The sequence below is a fragment of the Streptomyces hebeiensis genome (assembly GCF_052983195.1).
In genome coordinates this window covers 4,670,795-4,688,402 of sequence record NZ_CM129812.1, presented here as the reverse complement: position 1 = coordinate 4,688,402, position 17,608 = coordinate 4,670,795, and the positions used below count along the sequence as shown (strand labels likewise).

At 71.1% G+C, this 17,608-nt stretch carries 14 protein-coding genes, 1 tRNA gene and 2 pseudogenes; 10 read left to right on the top strand and 7 right to left on the bottom strand.

From position 1 onward, the window contains the following. Positions 1 to 117 precede the first annotated feature (117 nt). Entirely contained in the window at positions 118 to 1,551 is a 1,434-nt protein-coding gene (locus tag ACU6P3_RS20235; RefSeq protein ID WP_447193519.1) for a sensor histidine kinase, read from the bottom strand. A 176-nt stretch (positions 1,552 to 1,727) separates the two neighbouring features. Here ACU6P3_RS20235 and ACU6P3_RS20230 point away from each other — a divergent pair, with 176 nt between their 5' ends. The 7 genes from ACU6P3_RS20230 to ACU6P3_RS20200 all read left to right on the top strand — a co-directional run bounded on the left by ACU6P3_RS20230 (position 1,728) and on the right by ACU6P3_RS20200 (position 7,653). Further along, positions 1,728 to 2,585, top strand: a complete 858-nt coding sequence (locus ACU6P3_RS20230) for a hypothetical protein (RefSeq protein ID WP_447193518.1) — start codon at positions 1,728 to 1,730, stop codon at positions 2,583 to 2,585. 26 nt (positions 2,586 to 2,611) lie between these two features. After that, positions 2,612 to 2,683: transfer RNA gene (locus tag ACU6P3_RS20225), tRNA-Gln, on the top strand. A 109-nt stretch (positions 2,684 to 2,792) separates the two neighbouring features. Next, complete coding sequence (glmU, locus tag ACU6P3_RS20220) at positions 2,793 to 4,262, top strand: bifunctional UDP-N-acetylglucosamine diphosphorylase/glucosamine-1-phosphate N-acetyltransferase GlmU (RefSeq protein ID WP_447193517.1); 1,470 nt, start codon at positions 2,793 to 2,795, stop codon at positions 4,260 to 4,262. Positions 4,263 to 4,371: 109 nt separating this feature from the next. After that, on the top strand, positions 4,372 to 5,349 hold the full coding sequence (locus tag ACU6P3_RS20215) for a ribose-phosphate diphosphokinase (protein WP_030747803.1): 978 nt from the start codon (positions 4,372 to 4,374) through the stop codon (positions 5,347 to 5,349). Positions 5,350 to 5,603: 254 nt separating this feature from the next. After that, positions 5,604 to 6,188 (top strand): 50S ribosomal protein L25/general stress protein Ctc, encoded by a 585-nt coding sequence (locus ACU6P3_RS20210; RefSeq protein WP_447193516.1) that lies wholly within the window; start codon positions 5,604 to 5,606, stop codon positions 6,186 to 6,188. A gap of 219 nt (positions 6,189 to 6,407) precedes the next feature. Continuing rightward, entirely contained in the window at positions 6,408 to 7,004 is a 597-nt protein-coding gene (gene pth, locus ACU6P3_RS20205; protein ID WP_447193515.1) for an aminoacyl-tRNA hydrolase, read from the top strand. A 163-nt stretch (positions 7,005 to 7,167) separates the two neighbouring features. Then, complete coding sequence (locus tag ACU6P3_RS20200) at positions 7,168 to 7,653, top strand: hypothetical protein (RefSeq protein WP_447193514.1); 486 nt, start codon at positions 7,168 to 7,170, stop codon at positions 7,651 to 7,653. A 155-nt stretch (positions 7,654 to 7,808) separates the two neighbouring features. On the opposite strand, the gene ppc is transcribed toward ACU6P3_RS20200, so the two are convergent. Further along, positions 7,809 to 10,538 (bottom strand): phosphoenolpyruvate carboxylase, encoded by a 2,730-nt coding sequence (gene ppc, locus ACU6P3_RS20195; protein WP_447193513.1) that lies wholly within the window; start codon positions 10,536 to 10,538, stop codon positions 7,809 to 7,811. 332 nt (positions 10,539 to 10,870) lie between these two features. Here ppc and ACU6P3_RS20190 point away from each other — a divergent pair, with 332 nt between their 5' ends. Next, the gene (locus tag ACU6P3_RS20190) at positions 10,871 to 11,863 is read left to right on the top strand and encodes an acyl-CoA desaturase (protein WP_447193512.1); all 993 of its coding nucleotides are present in this window, start codon (positions 10,871 to 10,873) and stop codon (positions 11,861 to 11,863) included. Next, positions 11,863 to 12,558, top strand: coding sequence for a TetR/AcrR family transcriptional regulator (locus ACU6P3_RS20185; protein ID WP_447197980.1), 696 nt, complete (start codon positions 11,863 to 11,865; stop codon positions 12,556 to 12,558). Before ACU6P3_RS20190 ends, ACU6P3_RS20185 begins: the two co-directional genes overlap by 1 nt. A 22-nt stretch (positions 12,559 to 12,580) precedes the next feature. On the opposite strand, the gene ACU6P3_RS20180 is transcribed toward ACU6P3_RS20185, so the two are convergent. Then, entirely contained in the window at positions 12,581 to 13,210 is a 630-nt protein-coding gene (locus ACU6P3_RS20180) for a Uma2 family endonuclease (protein ID WP_030747822.1), read from the bottom strand. Between the two features lie 138 nt (positions 13,211 to 13,348). Beyond that, entirely contained in the window at positions 13,349 to 14,314 is a 966-nt protein-coding gene (locus tag ACU6P3_RS20175) for a trans-aconitate 2-methyltransferase (RefSeq protein ID WP_447193511.1), read from the bottom strand. 120 nt (positions 14,315 to 14,434) lie between these two features. Between ACU6P3_RS20175 and ACU6P3_RS20170 the strand changes: the two genes are divergently transcribed. Beyond that, a complete protein-coding gene (locus ACU6P3_RS20170; RefSeq protein WP_030747828.1) occupies positions 14,435 to 14,932 on the top strand; it encodes a MarR family winged helix-turn-helix transcriptional regulator in 498 nt (165 codons plus the stop codon). 68 nt (positions 14,933 to 15,000) lie between these two features. On the opposite strand, the pseudogene ACU6P3_RS20165 reads toward ACU6P3_RS20170, so the two are convergent. The 3 genes and pseudogenes from ACU6P3_RS20165 to galK all read right to left on the bottom strand — a co-directional run. Beyond that, a pseudogene (locus ACU6P3_RS20165) lies at positions 15,001 to 15,570 on the bottom strand (LuxR C-terminal-related transcriptional regulator); the annotation flags it as partial. Between the two features lie 282 nt (positions 15,571 to 15,852). Further along, positions 15,853 to 16,092, bottom strand: a pseudogene (locus ACU6P3_RS20160) (response regulator); the annotation flags it as partial. A gap of 334 nt (positions 16,093 to 16,426) precedes the next feature. Next, positions 16,427 to 17,590 carry a galactokinase gene (galK, locus tag ACU6P3_RS20155; protein WP_447197979.1) on the bottom strand — a complete coding sequence of 388 codons (1,164 nt, stop codon included), beginning with the start codon at positions 17,588 to 17,590 and terminating at the stop codon, positions 16,427 to 16,429. Positions 17,591 to 17,608: the final 18 nt, after the last annotated feature.

Genomic DNA, 17,608 nt, shown 5'->3' with positions numbered 1-17,608 from the left:
CGCCCGGCCGGACCCCGACCGGCTGAAACCGCCCCAGCCGAAACCGCTCGAACCGAACCCGACCGGACCGACCGGGACCGACCGGGACCGACCGAACCCGACCGGCCGGACCGAACGCTACGCCGCGCCCCGGTCCGGCAGGACCGCCGAGACCCTGAAGCCCCCCGACTCCGTCTCCCCCGAGACGAAGACCCCGCCCAGCGCCACCACCCGTTCCCGCATGCCCACCAGTCCGTTGCCCCCACTCGGCAGACGCAGACCCGCGTCCCGCGCACCGTCGTCCGACGGACCGTTCTCCACCTGCATCGCGACCTCGTCGTCACGATGCGCGAGACGCACCATGACCTTCGCCCCCGACGCGTGCTTGAGAACGTTCGTCAACGCCTCCTGCACCACCCGGTACGCCGTCTGCTCCACCTCCGGCGGGTACGGACGCGACTCCCCCATCACCGACAGTTCCACCACCATGCCGGTGTCCCGTGACTCCCCCACCAGCACCTCGATGTCCCCCAGCCCCGGACCGCCCGCCTCGGCTGCCGCGGCCGCGGCAGCCGAGGCGGCGGCACCCACGGCCGCGAGCGGCACCGCCGAGCCGGCCACCCCCGCCCCCGAGCCGCCCGCGGACGCGCCGGCGGCCACACCACCCGCCGCACCCGCCACGTCCGCCACACCGACCGCACTCGCGGCACCCCCCGCGCCCGCCGCCTCGCGCCCCGCCGCCGGCTCACCGGACCGCAGCACCCCGAGCATCTCGCGCAACTCCGTCAGCGCCTGCCGGCCCAGCTCCCCCACCAGCTCCGCGTTCCGCACCGCCTTGGGCGGATCCTTCAACGCCACCGCCTGCAACGCCGCCGCGTGCACCACCATCAGACTCACCCGGTGCGCGACCACGTCGTGCATCTCCCGCGCGATCCGCGTCCGCTCCTCCGTACGCGCCCACTCGGCCCGCTGCTCCGCCCGGTCGGCCAGCAGCGACAGCTCCTGCTCCAGACTGTCCGCCCGCTCCCGCAGGCTCTCCATCAGCCGCCGCCGCGCCCCGACGTACAACCCCAGGAACAGCGGCGGCGCGGTCAGTCCCACCGACATCAGGATCGCCACCGTGGGCACGTACCAGCGGCCCGAATCGATCCCCGTGTTGATCACGTTCTGCTGCGCCCGTACATACGTGACGATCAGCGTGCCGAGGAACGCCATCCCCACCAGCGAGCCGATGATCCGGCGCGGGATCTCCGAAGCGGCCAGCGTGTACAGCCCGACCAGCCCCAGCAGGTACCCCATCTCGGCCGGCGTGACGGCGATCGAGACGAGCACCACGGCGAACGGCCACCGCCGCCGCACCACCAGCAGCCCGCCGGCGAACAGCCCGAAGAGGACCCCCACCGGCACGAGCAAGCCGGTCGAACCCGCGAACGCGGCCCCTTCCAGCGCGCACTCCAGGGCCGACACGAGCGCCAGCCCCACATCCAGCGCGGCACCGCGCCGCCGTTCCCACCACCACACGCCGCGGGTGGTCGCGCCCGCACCGTCCTGGTGTGCCCCCGTTGTGGTCATGTCTCCCAGCCTAAAGGCGCCCGCGACTCGTTTTCGGGCGAGCGCCACGCCACAAAAGGAGACAGCCACAGCACAGAAAACGCCATGACACGCCCGGAACACGTGTCAATCGCTCGAACTGGTGAATAGCGCACCCATTCGGCTCGTTCGATCGTATTTCGGATGAGGATCGCCCCATGCGATCCATCCACAGCAAGTACGCGGACTTCGAGCACCTCCGGGAACAGGCGGTGGCCCTGCGCCGGGCGGGCCTGAGCCGACGCCAGATCCGCGACCGCCTGCACGTCGACAACAACGACCTCCTCAACCGCCTCCTGGAGGGCGAGCCGCCTCCGGAATGGACGAAACGCCCGCGCGCCAAGGACGACTTACGCGAACGAGCACGGGAGTTGCGCCTGAAGGGGCTCACGTACGACCAGATCCAGCTGGAACTGGGGTGCTCGAAGAGTTCGATCTCACTGTGGGTGCGGGACCTGCCGAAGCCTGAGCCCCGGTACACGGAGGAGGAGCGACGCGCCCGCATGAATGCCGGACTCGCCCGTTTACGCATGTCGCGGGATCAGGAGCGACAGGAAACGAAACGATTGGCGCGCGAGGCGGTCGGCCGACTCTCCGACCGGGAGCTGTTCCTCGCCGGAGTCACGCTCTACTGGGCGGAGGGGGCCAAGGACAAGCCGTACTCGCGACGTGAATCACTCCAGTTCATCAACAGCGACCCCAACGTGATCACGTTGTATCTCCGCTGGCTCGACCTGCTCGAGATCCCGCGCGAGCGCCTGCACTTCCGCGTCAGCATTCACGAATCGGCCGACGTCACCGAGGCCGAGAAGTTCTGGGCGGACCTGGCAGGCGTCGACCCCCAGGTCTTCTACAAGGCGACACTCAAGAGGCACAACGCGAAGACCCTGAGAAAGAACACCGCCGACGCGTACAGGGGCTGCTTGATCATTTACGTCACCAAGAGCGCCGAACTCTACCGTCGCGTAGAGGGCGCTTGGTACGGCATAGTGTTGGGGGCGGAGCGGACAGCTTAACCAAATGTCCGTTTCGTCGGCTTTAATCCCCCGTGGTGTAATTGGCAGCACTGTGTCTTTTGGTGGCATCTGTCCAGGTTCGAGTCCTGGCGGGGGAGCTTGTCATCACGGGTCCCGACTTCACCGGTCGGGACCCGTACACGTTTCCGCCCCGAAACCCCCCGGTATCCTGCGGTTGTCCACCACCCGAAGCCGAAGGGCATTCCCGTGAGCGCCAACCGCCCGGCAGCCGTAGTCGTCCTCGCAGCGGGTGAAGGAACCCGCATGAAGTCGAAGACCCCCAAGGTCCTGCACGAGGTCTGCGGGCGTTCGCTCGTCGGCCATGTCGTGACCGCCGCCGGGGAGCTCGATCCGGAGCGGCTCGTCGTGGTCGTCGGGCATGCGCGCGAGCAGGTCGAGGGGCATGTGACCGCCTCGTACGAGGGTGTGCGCACGGTGTACCAGGCGGAGCAGCGGGGCACCGGGCACGCGGTGCGGATCGCGTTGCAGGAGTTGGGCAGCACGCCCGACGGGACCGTGGTCGTCGTGTGCGGTGACACCCCGCTGCTGTCGGGCGGGACGCTGAGGGCGCTGGCCGGGGCGCACGCGGCCGACGGGAACGCCGTGACCGTGCTGACGGCCGAGGTGCCGGATTCGACGGGGTACGGGCGGATCGTGCGGGACGAGGTGTCCGGTGCGGTGACGGCGATCGTGGAGCACAAGGACGCGTCGGAGGCGCAGCGGGCGATCCGGGAGATCAATTCGGGGGTGTTCGCGTTCGACGGGCGGCTGCTGGCGGATGCGCTGGGGAAGGTCCGTACGGACAACAGTCAGGGTGAGGAGTACCTGACGGATGTGCTGGGCATTCTGCGGGAGGCCGGGCACCGGGTGGGGGCCTGTGTGGCGGGTGATCACCGGGAGATCGTGGGGATCAACAACCGGGTGCAGTTGGCGGAGGCGTCGCGGCTGCTGAACGGGCGGTTGCTGGAGCGGGCGATGCTGGCCGGTGTGACGGTGGTGGATCCGGCGTCGGTGCGGGTGGACGTGTCGGTGACGTTCGAGCAGGACGTGACGGTGCACCCGGGGACGCAGTTGCTGGGGTCGACTCATCTCGCCGAGGGTGCCGAGGTGGGGCCGAATTCGCGGTTGCGGGACACGTCGGTGGGTGCGGGCGCCCGGGTGGACAACACGGTGGCGGACGGCGCGGTGGTGGGCGAGGGTGCGTCGGTCGGCCCGTACGCCTATCTGCGGCCGGGTACGCGGCTGGGCGTGCGGGCGAAGGCGGGTACGTACGTCGAGATGAAGAACGCGTCGATCGGTGAGGGGACGAAGGTGCCTCATCTGTCGTACGTCGGTGACGCGACGATCGGTGAGTACACGAACATCGGCGCGGCGAGTGTTTTCGTGAACTACGACGGTGAGTCGAAGCATCACACGACGATCGGTTCACACTGCAAGACGGGGTCGGACAATATGTTTGTGGCTCCTGTCACGGTGGGGGACGGTGCGTACACGGCGGCCGGCTCGGTCATCACGAAGGACGTCCCGCCGGGTTCGTTGGCCGTCGCCCGGGGGCAGCAGCGGAATATCGAGGGTTGGGTGGCCCGGAAGCGTCCCGGCAGCGCCGCCGCGCAGGCCGCCGAGGCCGCCCGGTCCGCGTCTGGTTCAGCGCCCGGCAGCGTCGCCGCGGAAGACTGACCGAAAACGGGCGCGCCATTCTCGGCGTACCGTGATATCTGCACGATTCGGCTGGCTCGCAGGGACGCGCGGGTGCAGCGGCCATCAACACGTCCGAGGAGACAGTGCTGTGACCGGGATCAAGACGACCGGCGAGAAGAAGTTGATGCTCTTCTCCGGCCGCGCCCACCCCGAGCTGGCCGAGGAGGTCGCGCATCAGCTGGGTGTCGGCATAGTTCCGACCAAGGCTTTCGACTTCGCCAACGGTGAGATCTATGTGCGCTATCAGGAGTCGGCCCGCGGTGCGGACTGTTTCCTGATCCAGAGCCACACCGCTCCGATCAATAAGTGGATCATGGAGCAGTTGATCATGATCGATGCTCTGAAGCGGGCTTCCGCTCGGAGTATCACGGTGATCGTTCCGTTCTACGGATATGCGCGGCAGGACAAGAAGCACCGGGGGCGGGAGCCGATTTCGGCCAGGCTGGTGGCCGATCTGATGAAGACGGCGGGCGCCGACCGGATCCTGACGGTGGATCTGCACACGGACCAGATCCAGGGCTTCTTCGACGGCCCGGTGGACCACCTGTTCGCGCTGCCGGTCCTGGCGGACTACGTGGCGGCGAAGGTGGACCGCTCCAAGCTGACGGTCGTCTCCCCGGACGCGGGCCGGGTCCGGGTCGCGGACCGCTGGTGCGACCGGCTGGGCGCGCCGCTGGCGATCGTGCACAAGCGGCGGGACAAGGACGTGGCGAACCAGGTCACCGTCCATGAGGTCGTGGGCAACGTGAACGGCCGGGTCTGTGTGCTGGTGGACGACATGATCGACACCGGTGGCACGATCTGCGCGGCGGCGGAGGCGCTGTTCGCGCACGGGGCCGAGGACGTCATAGTGACGGCGACGCACGGGGTGCTGTCCGGGCCCGCCGCCGATCGTCTGAAGAACTCGCAGGTCAGTGAGTTCGTGTTCACGAACACGCTGCCCGATCCGGTCACGCTGGACCTGGACAAGATCACGGTGCTGTCGATCGCGCCGACGATCGCGCGTGCGGTGCGTGAGGTGTTCGAGGACGGCTCGGTGACCAGCCTCTTCGACGAGGAGGCGTAGCCGCGGGCCGGGGCCGGGCGTAGCCCCGGGCACAGCCCCGGCTCCGGCCTCCGGGCCTGGCTTTTCCGCCCCGGCGCCGGGTGGGAATGATCGATTTCTGGGCGGCCTCCCCCGCCGGGTAGACTCGTGGAGTTGCTCGGCGAGGGAGGCCGCACCCGTGTGTGCGGCGGTCCGTTATCGACGCGCTCTTCGTAGCAGGCCGGTCGTGGCCGGGTGACCGTTGTCCACCGTCACCTTCTACGAGGAGTGCAGCCATGGCTGAAGTCAAGATCAGCGCCGAGATCCGTACCGAGTTCGGCAAGGGCGCCGCGCGCCGTGCCCGTCGCGCCAGCAAGGTGCCCGCGGTGGTGTACGGCCACGGCGCCGACACCGTGCACGTGACGCTGCCGGGCTACGACCTGATGATGGCGCTCAAGACGTCGAACGTCCTGATCTCCCTGGACATCGAGGGCCGCAACGAGCTGGTCATCCCGAAGGCCGTGCAGCGTGACCCGCTGAAGGGCTTCGTGGAGCACATCGACCTGCTCGCGGTGAAGCGCGGCGAGAAGGTCACGGTCGAGGTGGCCGTGCAGACCGAGGGTGACCTGGCGCCGGGTGCGAACCTGCTGGAGCACGTGCTCAACACCGTGACCGTGGAGACCGAGGCCACGCACATCCCCGAGTCGGTGACGGTCTCCATCGCGGGCCTGGACGCGGGTGACTCGGTTCTCGCGAAGGACGTCCCGCTGCCGTCCGGCACCACGCTGGTCACGGACGAGGACGCGGTCGTCCTCCAGGTCCTGGCCGCGCAGGCGGAGGAGCCGGCCGCGGAGGGTGCGGGCGAGGGCGCCGAGGCCTGATCCTCGCGCTGTGCCCCACGGGGTGGCGGGCCGGTGCCGGTCCGTCACCCCGTTGCTGTACATCGCTCGTGTCCCCGCGGTGCTCGCCGCCGTCGCGGTACGGGCGTCGCCCATCGGTGCGGACGCGCTCCTCGAGCCGCGTCCGCGCCGGTACGAGTACGCCAGTAGGACGGCCGGCCGGCAGGCCGGTACGCGATCACGCGAGGAGAAGCGGCGCGGATGACGACGGATGCCAATGCCCCGTGGCTGGTCGTGGGGCTGGGGAACCCGGGCCCCGGTTACGCGGACAACCGCCACAATGTGGGTTTCATGGTGGCCGACCTGCTCGCGGAGCGTGTCGGCGGCTCCTTCAAGCGGGCGCAGAAGGCGCAGGCGCAGGTGATCGAGGGCCGGATCGGGCCGCCGGGGCCGGCGGGCCGTCGGGTCGTGCTGGCCAAGCCGTCCTCGTACATGAACTTGTCCGGTGGTCCGGTCGTGGCGTTGCGGGACTTCTACAAGGTGCCGGTGGAGCGGATCGTCGCGGTCCACGACGAGCTGGACATCGACTACGGCACGCTGCGGCTGAAGCTGGGCGGCGGCGACAACGGTCACAACGGTCTGAAGTCGATGACGAAGGCGATGGGGCCGGGCTACCACCGGGTGCGGTTCGGTATCGGCCGGCCGCCGGGCCGGATGCAGGTCGCGGACTTCGTGCTGAAGGATTTCTCGTCGGTGGAGCGCAAGGAGCTGGCGTACTTCGTCGACCGGGCGGCGGACGCGGTGGAGGCCCTGGTGACGGAGGGGCTGGAGCGCGCGCAGAGCGCGTACAACTCCTGAGCGGGTGAGGGCCGCGGTGCGGCCATCGGCGCGTACCGGTGGTCGTGGGCGTTGTGCGGAGGGCGGCCGTATACGGCGGCCGTCCGTACAACGTCTTACATGTCCGCACATGTGCCGGCCATGAGTTGACCGAGCGCATCCCCATGGCCAAGGATCCCCGGCTATGAAGCGGATGAAGCGGGGACGGGGGTCCTCCCGTCGGGTGCTGTCGTTCGGCCGCCGAGTCCTGATGGGGTGCGTGGCCCTCGCGCTGCTGGTCGCGGGTGTCTGGTCGTCGTGGAGTGACGCCCAGCATGTGGTGCTGTCCAAGGGCCGTGAGCACGGCACGCTCACGGTCGCGTCCTGCGCGGAGGGTGTCTGCACCGGTCCGTACGCCCCGGAGGGGCCCGGCGGCCCCCGCGACGGGATGCGGATCGAGGAGTCGGTCGCCGTGAAGAAGGGCGAGCGGTTCGCGGTGGTGCGCAAGCCGGACACGGACGAGCTGGTCCGTACCGGCACGGCGGGGCTGCTGTACGCGTGGGTGCCGCTCGGCGGGGCGCTGCTGCTGGCCTCGGTGGTGATCGGCGGGGGTCTGCGTCTGACGCGTACGGGGTGGGGCGCGGCGGTGGCGGGCGGGGCGCTGCTGCTGGCGGCGTTCCTCGCGCTGTAGGAGGCCGTGCGCCCCCGGACGAAAGGTGTGAACGCCCCCGTTCCCCGGTGCGGCCCCCGGACGCCGGGGCTGTGGTGTCGCGGATCCGGTGGGGCCGGACGTCGGCCGTCCCCGCGCGGGCCCGGCATCGGCCCGGCCCGCGCGGGGGACCCTGGTCAGCCGGTGTTGCGCAGGCCGGCCGCCACGCCGTTGACCGTGAGCAGCAGCGCCCGTGCCAGCAGCGGGTCCGGGGCCTCGGCCCGCCCCGCCGCCGCGCGCTGCCGGGCCAGCAGCGAGACCTGGAGGTAGGAGATCGGGTCCAGGTAGGCGTCCCGGATGGCGAACGTCTGCTGGAGGACGGGGTTGGAGTCGAGCAGCTTCTGGCCGCCGGTGATCCGCAGGACTTCCCGCACGGTCAGTTCGTGCTCGGCCTCGATGGTGTGGAAGACGTGCCGCAGCTCCTCGGGGACCAGTGTTTCCACGTAATGGCGGGCGATCCGCAGGTCGGTCTTGGCCAGCGTCATCTCGACGTTGGAGATGAAGTTCCGGAAGAAGTGCCAGTGCTCGTGCATCTCGTCGAGGACGGCGGCGGGGCCGGCCTCGCGCAGTGCCTTGAGGCCGGAGCCGACGCCGAACCAGCCGGGCACGATCTGCCGGGACTGCGTCCAGCCGAAGACCCACGGGATGGCCCGCAGCCCGTCGAGTCCGGCGCCGGAGTCGGGGCGGCGGGAGGGGCGGGACCCGAGGTGCAGGTCGGCGAGCTGGTCGACGGGGGTGGCGGCGAAGAAGTACGCGGGCAGGTCCGGGTCCTCCACCAGCCGGCGGTACGCGGAGTGGGCGGCGTCGGAGACCGTGTCCATGGCCGCGTCCCAGCGGGCGAGCGCCTCGTCGGACTGGCGTGGCGCGGTGTGCAGGGCGGATGCCTGGAGGGTGGCGGCGACGGTGAGTTCCAGGTTCTCCCGGGCGAGGGAGGGGATCAGGTACTTGTCGGAGATGACCTCGCCCTGCTCGGTCACCTTGATCTCGCCCTCCAGCGTGCCCCAGGGCTGGGCGAGGATCGCGTCGTGCGAGGGGCCGCCGCCGCGGCCGACGGTGCCGCCCCGGCCGTGGAAGAGGCGCAGCCGTACGCCGTGGCGGTGGGCGACGTCGCGCAGCCGCCGCTGGGCGCGGTGGATCTCCCACTGGGAGGTGGTGATGCCGCCGAACTTGGAGGAGTCCGAGTAGCCGAGCATGACCTCCTGGACGTCGCCGCGCAGGGAGACGAGCCGGCGGTAGGACGGGTCGGCGAGCATCTCGTCGAGGATGACGTCGGCGGCGCGCAGTTCGTCCGTGGTCTCCAGGAGCGGAACGATGCCGATCTTGGCCCAGCCGCCGTGCAGGTCGATCAGGCCGGCTTCGCGGGCGAGGACGGCGGCGGCGAAGACGTCGTCGGCGCCCTGGCACATGGAGATGATGTAGGACTCGATGACTTCGGGGCCGAAGCGTTCGAATGCCTGGCGGATGGTGTGGAAGACGCCGAGGGTCTTCTCGCCCGCCGCGTCGAGGGGCGCGGGGGTGGGGGCGAGCGGGCGGCGTGAGCGGAGTTCCTTGGCGAGGAGCTTCTGCCGGTACTCGCGCGGCATGTCGGTGTAGCGCCAGGACTCCTCGCCGAGCCGGTCGAAGAGCTGGCCGAGGGCGTGGTGGTGGGCGTCGGCGTGTTCCCGCACGTCCATGGTGGCGAGCTGGAGGCCGAACGCGGCGAGGGTGCGGATCGTACGGTCCATGCGGCCGTCGGCGAAGAGGCCGCCCCGGTGTTCGCGCAGGGAGGTCTGGATGAGGGTGAGGTCGTCGAGGAGTTCCGCGGTGCCGAGGTAGTCGCGGCCGCTCTGGTGCGGGGTGCCCTTGGCGAGGCGTTCGCGGGTGTTGACGAGCTTCTGGCGGATGCAGGTGGCCTTGAGGCGGTAGGGCTCCTCGGCGTTGAGGCGCTTGTAGCGGGGGCTGATCTCGGGCAGCTGGTCGAGGTCGCCGCGGAGGGAGGCGAGCAGTTCGTCGGTGGCGCCGGTGTAGCGGATGGAGTTGGAGAGCTGTCCGCGCAGGTGGTCGACGAGTTCGAGGGCGTCGGTGATGCCGTGTTCGTGCTGGAGTATGAGCACGTCGCCGGTGACCTGGGGGGTCACGTTGGGGTTGCCGTCGCGGTCGCCGCCGATCCAGGTGCCGAAGGTGAGGGGGCGGGTGCCGGGGGGCAGCTCGACGCCGACGCGGGCCAGTTCGCCGACGAGGTCCTCCAGGACGTCGCCGACCGCGCCCACGTGGAGTTCGTCCAGGTAGTAGATGGCGTTGCGGGCCTCGTCGGCCGGTTCGGGGCGGACGACGCGCAGTTCGTCGGTCTGCCAGATCAGGTCGATGCACTCGGCGAGCCGCAGGTCGTGGCGGCGCCGGTCGGAGGGGATGACGGGTGCTTCGAGGAGTTCGGCGATCCGGCGGAGCTTGTTGAGGACGGAGCGGCGGGCGGCTTCGGTGGGGTGCGCGGTGAAGACGGGGCGCACGTTGAGGTTCTTGACGGTCTCGCGCAGGTGCTCGGGGTCGGCGTCCTTGAGCCGGTCGGCGGTACGGGCCAGGAGGCCGCCCTCGGCGGCGCGCCGCTCGCGCATCTCGCGGCCTCGGTGCACCTGTTCGGTGACGTTGGCCAGGTGGAAGTAGGTGGAGAAGGCGCGGACCAGCTTGGCCGCGGTCTCCAGATCGGTGTGGCCGAGCAGGTCGGCGGCGGCTTCGCCGTCCTCGCGCGTGAGGGCGCGTACCCGCTCGACGAGGTCCAGCAGTTCGGGTCCCTCCTGGCGGACGAGCGTCTCGCCCAGCAGGTCACCTAGACGGCGGATGTCGGAGCGCAGCTCCGGGCTGGCGGATGGGGTCTGGTCGGCACTGCTCACAGGTGCGGCTCCTTGCAGTGTTTGAGCACGTCTGGAGGTTTCTGGAGAGTTCAGACCGTCCGGCGGTCTGGGCGGACCGCGCTGTCCGACGCACCAAGGATAGGCGCCCTTCGCCGGACGTTATCCACAGGCTGGTTGCCGCGACGCCGCACGCTGCCATACTTACGATGCCGTAGGTTACGCACCCGTATCCCGACATCCTGGCATCCGCCCCGCTTGGGCGTCACCTCTCCGGTCCTGCCCACGCCTCGCCCCACTCGTTCGTCCACCGCCCACACCGCTCCCCTTCATCACCTTCATCACCACCCTCTTCACCGTCCCCAGGGGATCTCATGACGACACCTCCCGACGTACTCGACGACTCCTCCACCCCGTCACCCAACGAGTCCGGATCGACACTTTCGGCGACGATGGGGGCCGACAGCAAGGGGTCGGTGGAGCAGATCGCGCTGATGCTGTTCATCGCCGTGCCCTTCCTGGCGCTGCTGGCGGCCGTCCCGCTGGCCTGGCGCTGGGGGGGTGTGAGCTGGCTCGACCTGGGGCTGATGGCGGGGATGTACTTCATCGGCTGTCATGGCGTGACGATCGGCTACCACCGCCATTTCACGCACGGCTCGTTCAAGGCGAAGCGGCCCCTGCGGATCGCGCTCGCGGTGGCCGGGTCGCTGGCTGTCGAGGGCCCGCTGGTGCGGTGGGTGGCGGATCACCGCAAGCACCACAGGTTCTCGGACGCGGAGGGCGACCCGCACTCGCCGTGGCGGTTCGGGGAGACACTGCCGGCCCTGATGAAGGGGCTGTGGTGGGCGCACATCGGCTGGCTCTTCGACGAGGAGCAGACGCCCCAGCACAAGTACGCGCCGGATCTGGTCAGGGACCCGGCCCTGCGCGCCGTCTCGCGCCAGTTCGCGCTGTGGACGGCCGTGTCGCTCGCCGTGCCGCCCCTGGTGGGCGGGCTGGTGACGATGTCGTGGTGGGGCGCCTTCACGGCGTTCTTCTGGGGGTCACTGGTTCGGGTGGCGTTGCTGCACCACGTGACGTGGTCGATCAACTCGATCTGTCACGCGGTGGGCAAGCGGCCGTTCAAGTCCCGGGACCGGTCGGGCAATGTGTGGTGGCTGGCGGTGCTCTCCTGCGGCGAGTCGTGGCACAACCTGCACCACGCGGACCCGACGAGCGCCCGGCACGGCGTGCTCAGGGGCCAGCTGGACTCCAGCGCGCGGCTGATCCGCTGGTTCGAGCTGCTGGGCTGGGCGACGGACGTCCGCTGGCCGAGCGAGGCACGTCTCGACTCCCGGCGCAAGGCCACGTCGTCGCACCCGGCATGATGGGCACCGTGGCGATAGAAGGCGGTACGAGCGGCAAGAGCGGCCCCGAGAAGACCCGGACCCCGGGCGGCAGGCGCGCCCGCCGGGTCCGTATGACCGGCGCGGAACGCCGCGAGCAACTGCTGGACATCGGCCGCACGGTCTTCGCGGAGAAGGGTTTCGAGGCGACGTCGGTCGAGGAGATCGCGTCGAAGGCGGGGGTCTCCAAGCCGGTGGTGTACGAGCACTTCGGCGGCAAGGAGGGGCTGTACGCGGTGGTGGTGGACCGCGAGATGCGCCAGCTGCTGGACATGGTCACCAGCGCGCTGACCGCGGGCCACCCCCGTGAGCTGCTGGAACAGGCGGCGTTCGCGCTCCTCGACTACATCGAGAGGTACACGGACGGCTTCCGCATCCTGGTCCGGGACTCGCCGGTGGCCCAGTCGACGGGCACGTTCGCGTCGCTCATCAGCGATATCGCCACGCAGGTCGAGGACATCCTGGGCATGGAGTTCAAGGCCCGCGGCTTCGACCCCAAGCTGGCGCCGCTGTACGCGCAGGCCCTGGTGGGCATGGTGGCGCTGACAGGCCAGTGGTGGGTGGACGCGCGCCGCCCGAAGAAGTCGGAGGTGGCGGCGCACCTGGTGAACCTGGCGTGGCACGGGCTGGAGAACCTGGAGCCGAAGCCGCGGCTGATAGGGCACCGGAAGATCTGACGCCGGGCAGTCCGCGGCCCTGTCAGGCCCGGGTGATCGCCTCGTCGATGGCGAAACCCTTGGCGGGGCCCTCCGGGATCACGGCGTCCGTGCCATAGGAGACGCGGTGTTCGTCGGCGTAGATACCCTTCCGGGTGTCGGGGCCCGCCAGCACGACGACCGTGCCGTCCTCGTCGAAGTCGTCGATGAGGACGTACAGCGGAATACCCGCGCGGGCGTACTCCCGGCGTTTGCGGGCCCGGTCACGCTCGGTGTTGCGCTGCCCGGGCGAGACGACCTCGATGACCATGGCGACGCCGGCCGCGTCGACGCCGAGGTTTTCCTCGTCGGGGATCTCGTCCAGGTCCCTTGGGGCGACGAACAGGTCGGGGATCCAGACCTTCCGGCGGTGGATGACGTTGCCGTCATGCCACACCGCGTGGTCACCGCCCTCAAGGTGGGCCTCCAGCGCCCTGCGGAGACGGTTGATGAGAACGGTATGACGACGACGACCGGTTGGCGACACTTCGATGGTTCCCTCGATGATCTCGGCCCGGTAGCCCTCGGGGAGTTCCATGGTCTTCCACGTCTGCCACAGGATCTCGTCCAGTTCGGGGACCGGCGTGGGCGTGTTGTCCGTCACCGGCATCACCTCATGTGCGAGAGCGGTCATCGTGAAGCACCTCCTCCATCAGTTTGGGCGCAGGCACCACTACGGCACAAGCGACACCGTGACGCTACGGATCCGTCGCGTCACCGAGGGTGGATCGACCGACGATCACCAGAATGGGTGACTGTCGCGTCGCGGCTGTCAGGCCGCCGTGCGGGCCACCGCGAAGACGCGGCGGAAGGGGAAGACCGTGCCGTGCGGGGTCGGGGGGTAGGCGGTGCGGAGGAGGGCCCGGTATTCCTCGGTGAAGTCCGCCGCCGCCTGCTCGTCGTCCGCGAGCGCGGTGAGGACCGGGCGCAGGGCCGTGCCCTTGGTCCAGTCGAGGACCGCGTCCTCGCCGGTGAGCAGTTGGAGGTAGGTGGTCTCCCAGACCTCCACCGCGCAGCCGAGGTCCAGCAGGCGGGCGAGGTAGTCCGCGGGCTCCAGGACGGCCGCCCGGTTGCGGACGGCGGTGGCCAGGCGGTCGCGCCAGCGCGGGGCGGCGCACAGGTCGGCGAGGAGGGCGTGGCTGGGGGCGGCGAAGTTGCCGGGGACCTGGAAGGCGAACGTGCCGCCGGGCGCCAGGGCCTCGATCCAGCGGGGGAAGGAGTCGGCGTGCCCGGGGACCCACTGGAGCGCGGCGTTCGAGACGATCAGGCCGTACGGCTCGTCGGGGGTCCAGGCCGTCGCGTCGGCGGCCCGGAAGTCCATGGTGCCGCCGCCGGCCGTGGGGCCCTCGTAGTCCTTCCTCGCCTTGGCGAGCATCTCCGGGGAGTTGTCGAAGCCGGTGACGCGGGCGGCCGGCCAGCGGTCCGTGAGGAGCGCGGTGACGTTGCCGGGGCCGCAGCCGATGTCGGCGATCCTGACCGTCCCGTCGGCGCCGCGCGGGGGCTCGGGGACGCGGGAGAGGAGGTCCAGGAAGGGGCGTGTCCGGTGCCCGGAGTGGCGCAGGTACTGGTGCGGGTCCCAGGTGGGCGCGGCGGGCGCCGCGGCGCCCGCCGCCCCGGTGTCCCGGCCGGATCCGGCGGCCGGAGTGGTGTCCGGGTGGTCCGACGGACCCGCGGACGGGCCTGGGTTCGGGCCTGGGTTCGGGCCTGACGACGGTGTGGAACGCGGCGCGGAACGCATGGTCTTGCCCCTGTCGCGGGTACGGCGCGGCCGGGCGGGCGCCCGGCGTCGACCACCATGCCGCCCACATCTCTTGACGTCAAGAGACTTCATGTCGACAGACCCTCTACACTGATCGTCATGGAGGACGAGGTCGACCGTCTGGTCGCGGCTTGGCGCCGGGAGCGCCCGGACCTCGACGTGGAGCCGCTCGAAGTGCTCAGCCGGGTCAGCAGGCTGGCCCGCCACCTCGACCGCGCGCGGCGGATCGCGTTCTCCGAGCACGGCCTGGAGCCGTGGGAGTTCGACGTCCTGACCGCGCTGCGGCGCGCGGGCGACCCGTATCAGCTCTCCCCCGGCCAGTTGCTGACCCAGACCCTGGTCACCTCGGGCACGATGACGAACCGCATCGACCGGCTCACCAAGAAGGGCCTGGTCGAGCGGGAACCCGACCCGAGCGACCGGCGCGGTGTACTGGTCCGGCTGACCGCCGAGGGGCGGGACCGCGCGGACCAGGCGCTCGCCGGGCTGCTGGAGCAGGAGCGCGCGATCCTCGCCGAGCTCTCCCGCCAGCAGCGCGGCGAACTGGCCTCGCTGCTACGGCAGTTGACCGCCCCGTTCGACAATATTCCCGGCTGAGGGCCGGCGGGACCGTCAGTACGACCGGATGCCCGCCCGGATGCCCGGCGCCGGGAGCCCGCCGACGATCACGGGACCGACCTCAGGGGCTGCTCCGGCGCCTCGGCGGGGCCCACGCCGGCCCGGCGGGCCAGTGCGACGGCGGCCAGGGTCGAGTGCACCCCCAGCTTGCCGAGCACGTTCTGCATGTGCGTACGGACCGTGTGGGGCGAGAGGAACAGGCGCTCGGCGACGGCCTTGCGCCCCAGCCCCGCCACCATGCAGCGCAGGACCTCGCGCTCGCGCGGGGTGAGCGACTCGACCAGCCGCTCGCTGTCGGTGCGGTGCTTGCGGGCGGCCGTCAGTTCCCGCAGGACGCCGGTGAGCAGGGCGGGCGGCAGGTGGGTCTCGTCGCGCAGCACGCCCCGCACGACGGTGAGCAGCCGCTGGAGCGAACAGTCCTTGGCGACCCAGCCGGAGGCTCCCGCCTGGAGGGCCAGGGCGGCCCGGCGCGGGTCGTCCTTCTCGGCGAGGACGACCGACCGGACGTTGGGCTGCGCGGAGCGGACGCCGGCGACGAGCGCGATGCCGTCGACCAGGGCCTGTTCACCGCCGTCCGGGACGGCCCGCGCGACGGGCATCCTGACCGGTCCGCCGCCGACCGGTCCGCCGCCGACCGGTCCCCCGACGACCGGACCACCGGCCGCGGCCGGGAGCTGCCCGCCCGCCTGCCCCGTGGCGTGTCCGGCGCCGTACGACGCCGCCGCCGGACCCGCACCGTACGCCGCCCGGTGGCCGACGACCGGTCCGGGGCCGTACCCCGCGCCGCGGCTCCCACCGGGGCCCGCGCCCGGGCCGCCGAGCGGACCCGGGCCGTGCCCGGCGAACGGTCCTCCCGGTGCGGCCTGCGTCGCGCCGATGACCGTCGCGCCGTTCAGGCCCGCGGCCGGCCCCGGCGCCGACGGCGCGCCCGCGGGCCCCGCCGTCGCGCCGAGATCCGCGTCGACCAGCATCACGTCGAATCTGCGCCCCTCCGCCGCTGCCCGGTCCAGACAGCGCAGCGCGGCGGGGCCGCTGCCGGCCGCCGCGACGTCCACGTCGGGCTCGGCCGCGAGCGCGGCGGCCAGTGACTCGGCGAAGATGCGGTGGTCGTCCACCACGAGAACCCGGATACGTACCAACGCAAACCCCCTGACGGCGGGGAGCGGACTGCGCGGGGCACGGCGCCCGGGAAACGGTTGGGTGCTCCGTCACCAGTACGGCCGCCGCCGTCCTGCCGACCAACACCCCGCCCCGGGCGTCGTACCCGACTTGTCTCCACCCCTGAAACAGCACCGGCCCCCACCGGTGCTGTGCATCAGCGTACGGGCGTGGGGGCGGAGCCGAAGGTAATTCGCGGAACTCGAATGGCCTGGCCGTTTATCGTGCGTCTGAAGTTCGAATAAAGACAGAAGTCGACAATAAATGACATGGAGAGTGTTGTGAATGGTTGAGAACGGCCATTTCGAATCGCTCTCAGAGCACCCGGTGCGCGCCCCTCGACGCGGTCGCCGGGAACACCCTCGGTGCCGTGTACCCCGCCGCGGCGAACGCCTCCTCCACCGATTTCGTCACCGCCGCCGCTTCCGCCTCCTCGACCAGGACGATCGCCGACCCGCCGAAGCCGCCGCCCGTCATCCGTGCCCCCAGGGCACCGGCCGCCGTGGCCGCGGAGACCACCAGGTCCAGTTCGGGGCAGGAGACACGCAGGTCGTCGCGGAGGGACGCGTGCCCCTCGGTCAGGACCGGGCCGACGGCGCGCACGTCGCCGGCGTCCAGGAGCGCGATGACCTGTTCCACGCGGTGGTCGTCGCTCACGACGTGCCGTACGAACGCGCGGACGTCGTCGCTCTCGCCCGCCTCGGCGAGCCGGTCGAGCGCCGCGGGCAGTTCCCCGTACGGCACGTCGCGCAGCGCGCGCACCCCGAGCGCCCGCGCGCCCGCCTCGCACCCCGCGCGCCGCTCGGCGTACGCGCCGTCGCCCAGCGCGTGCTTGACCCGGGTGTCGACCACCAGGAGCCGCAGACCGTGGGCGGCCAGGTCGAAGGGGACCTGACGCCTGCCCAGGTCCCGGGTGTCCAGGTACAGCGCGTACCCGGCGGTGGCGCACGCCGAGGCCATCTGGTCCATGATGCCGCAGGGGACGCCGACGAACTCGTTCTCGGCGCGCTGCGCGAGGACCGCCAGCTCGGCGGCCGGCAGACCGAGTCCGTACAGGTCGTTCAGGGCCAGCGCCGTGACGACCTCCAGGGCCGCCGAGGACGACAGTCCCGCGCCCGTGGGGACGGTCGAGGACAGGTGGATGTCCGCGCCGGGTATCTCGTGCCCCGCGCCGCGCAAGACGTGCACGACGCCCGCCGGGTACGCGGCCCAGCCGGTGCCGGAGCCCGGCACGAGCCCGTCCGGGCCGAGTTCGACCACGCCCTGGGAGACATCGGCGGAGTGCAGGCGAAGGACCCCGTCGGCGCGGCGGGCGACGGCGGCGAGCGCGGTGTGCGGCAGCGCGAGCGGCAGCACGAAACCGTCGTTGAAGTCGGTGTACTCGCCGATCAGGTTGACCCGGCCGGGCGCCGCCCAGACGCCGTCCGGATCGGCGCCGTACAGCTCCCGGAACTCCTCGGCGACGCGCCGGGCGGCGATCGCGTCCCCGCTCTCCGG

Excerpts from the sequence above, each read along its gene's own strand:
- ACU6P3_RS20170 (WP_030747828.1), top strand. The coding sequence starts at position 14,435 with ATGGAGGACGAGGTCGACCGTCTGGTCGCGGCTTGGCGCCGGGAGCGC.
- ACU6P3_RS20190 (WP_447193512.1), top strand. The coding sequence starts at position 10,871 with ATGACGACACCTCCCGACGTACTCGACGACTCCTCCACCCCGTCACCC.
- ACU6P3_RS20230 (WP_447193518.1), top strand. The coding sequence starts at position 1,728 with ATGCGATCCATCCACAGCAAGTACGCGGACTTCGAGCACCTCCGGGAA.
- ACU6P3_RS20175 (WP_447193511.1), bottom strand. The coding sequence starts at position 14,314 with ATGCGTTCCGCGCCGCGTTCCACACCGTCGTCAGGCCCGAACCCAGGC.
- ACU6P3_RS20185 (WP_447197980.1), top strand. The coding sequence starts at position 11,863 with ATGGGCACCGTGGCGATAGAAGGCGGTACGAGCGGCAAGAGCGGCCCC.
- pth (WP_447193515.1), top strand. The coding sequence starts at position 6,408 with ATGACGACGGATGCCAATGCCCCGTGGCTGGTCGTGGGGCTGGGGAAC.
- ACU6P3_RS20200 (WP_447193514.1), top strand. The coding sequence starts at position 7,168 with ATGAAGCGGATGAAGCGGGGACGGGGGTCCTCCCGTCGGGTGCTGTCG.
- ACU6P3_RS20180 (WP_030747822.1), bottom strand. The coding sequence starts at position 13,210 with ATGACCGCTCTCGCACATGAGGTGATGCCGGTGACGGACAACACGCCC.
- ACU6P3_RS20235 (WP_447193519.1), bottom strand. The coding sequence starts at position 1,551 with ATGACCACAACGGGGGCACACCAGGACGGTGCGGGCGCGACCACCCGC.
- ACU6P3_RS20210 (WP_447193516.1), top strand. The coding sequence starts at position 5,604 with ATGGCTGAAGTCAAGATCAGCGCCGAGATCCGTACCGAGTTCGGCAAG.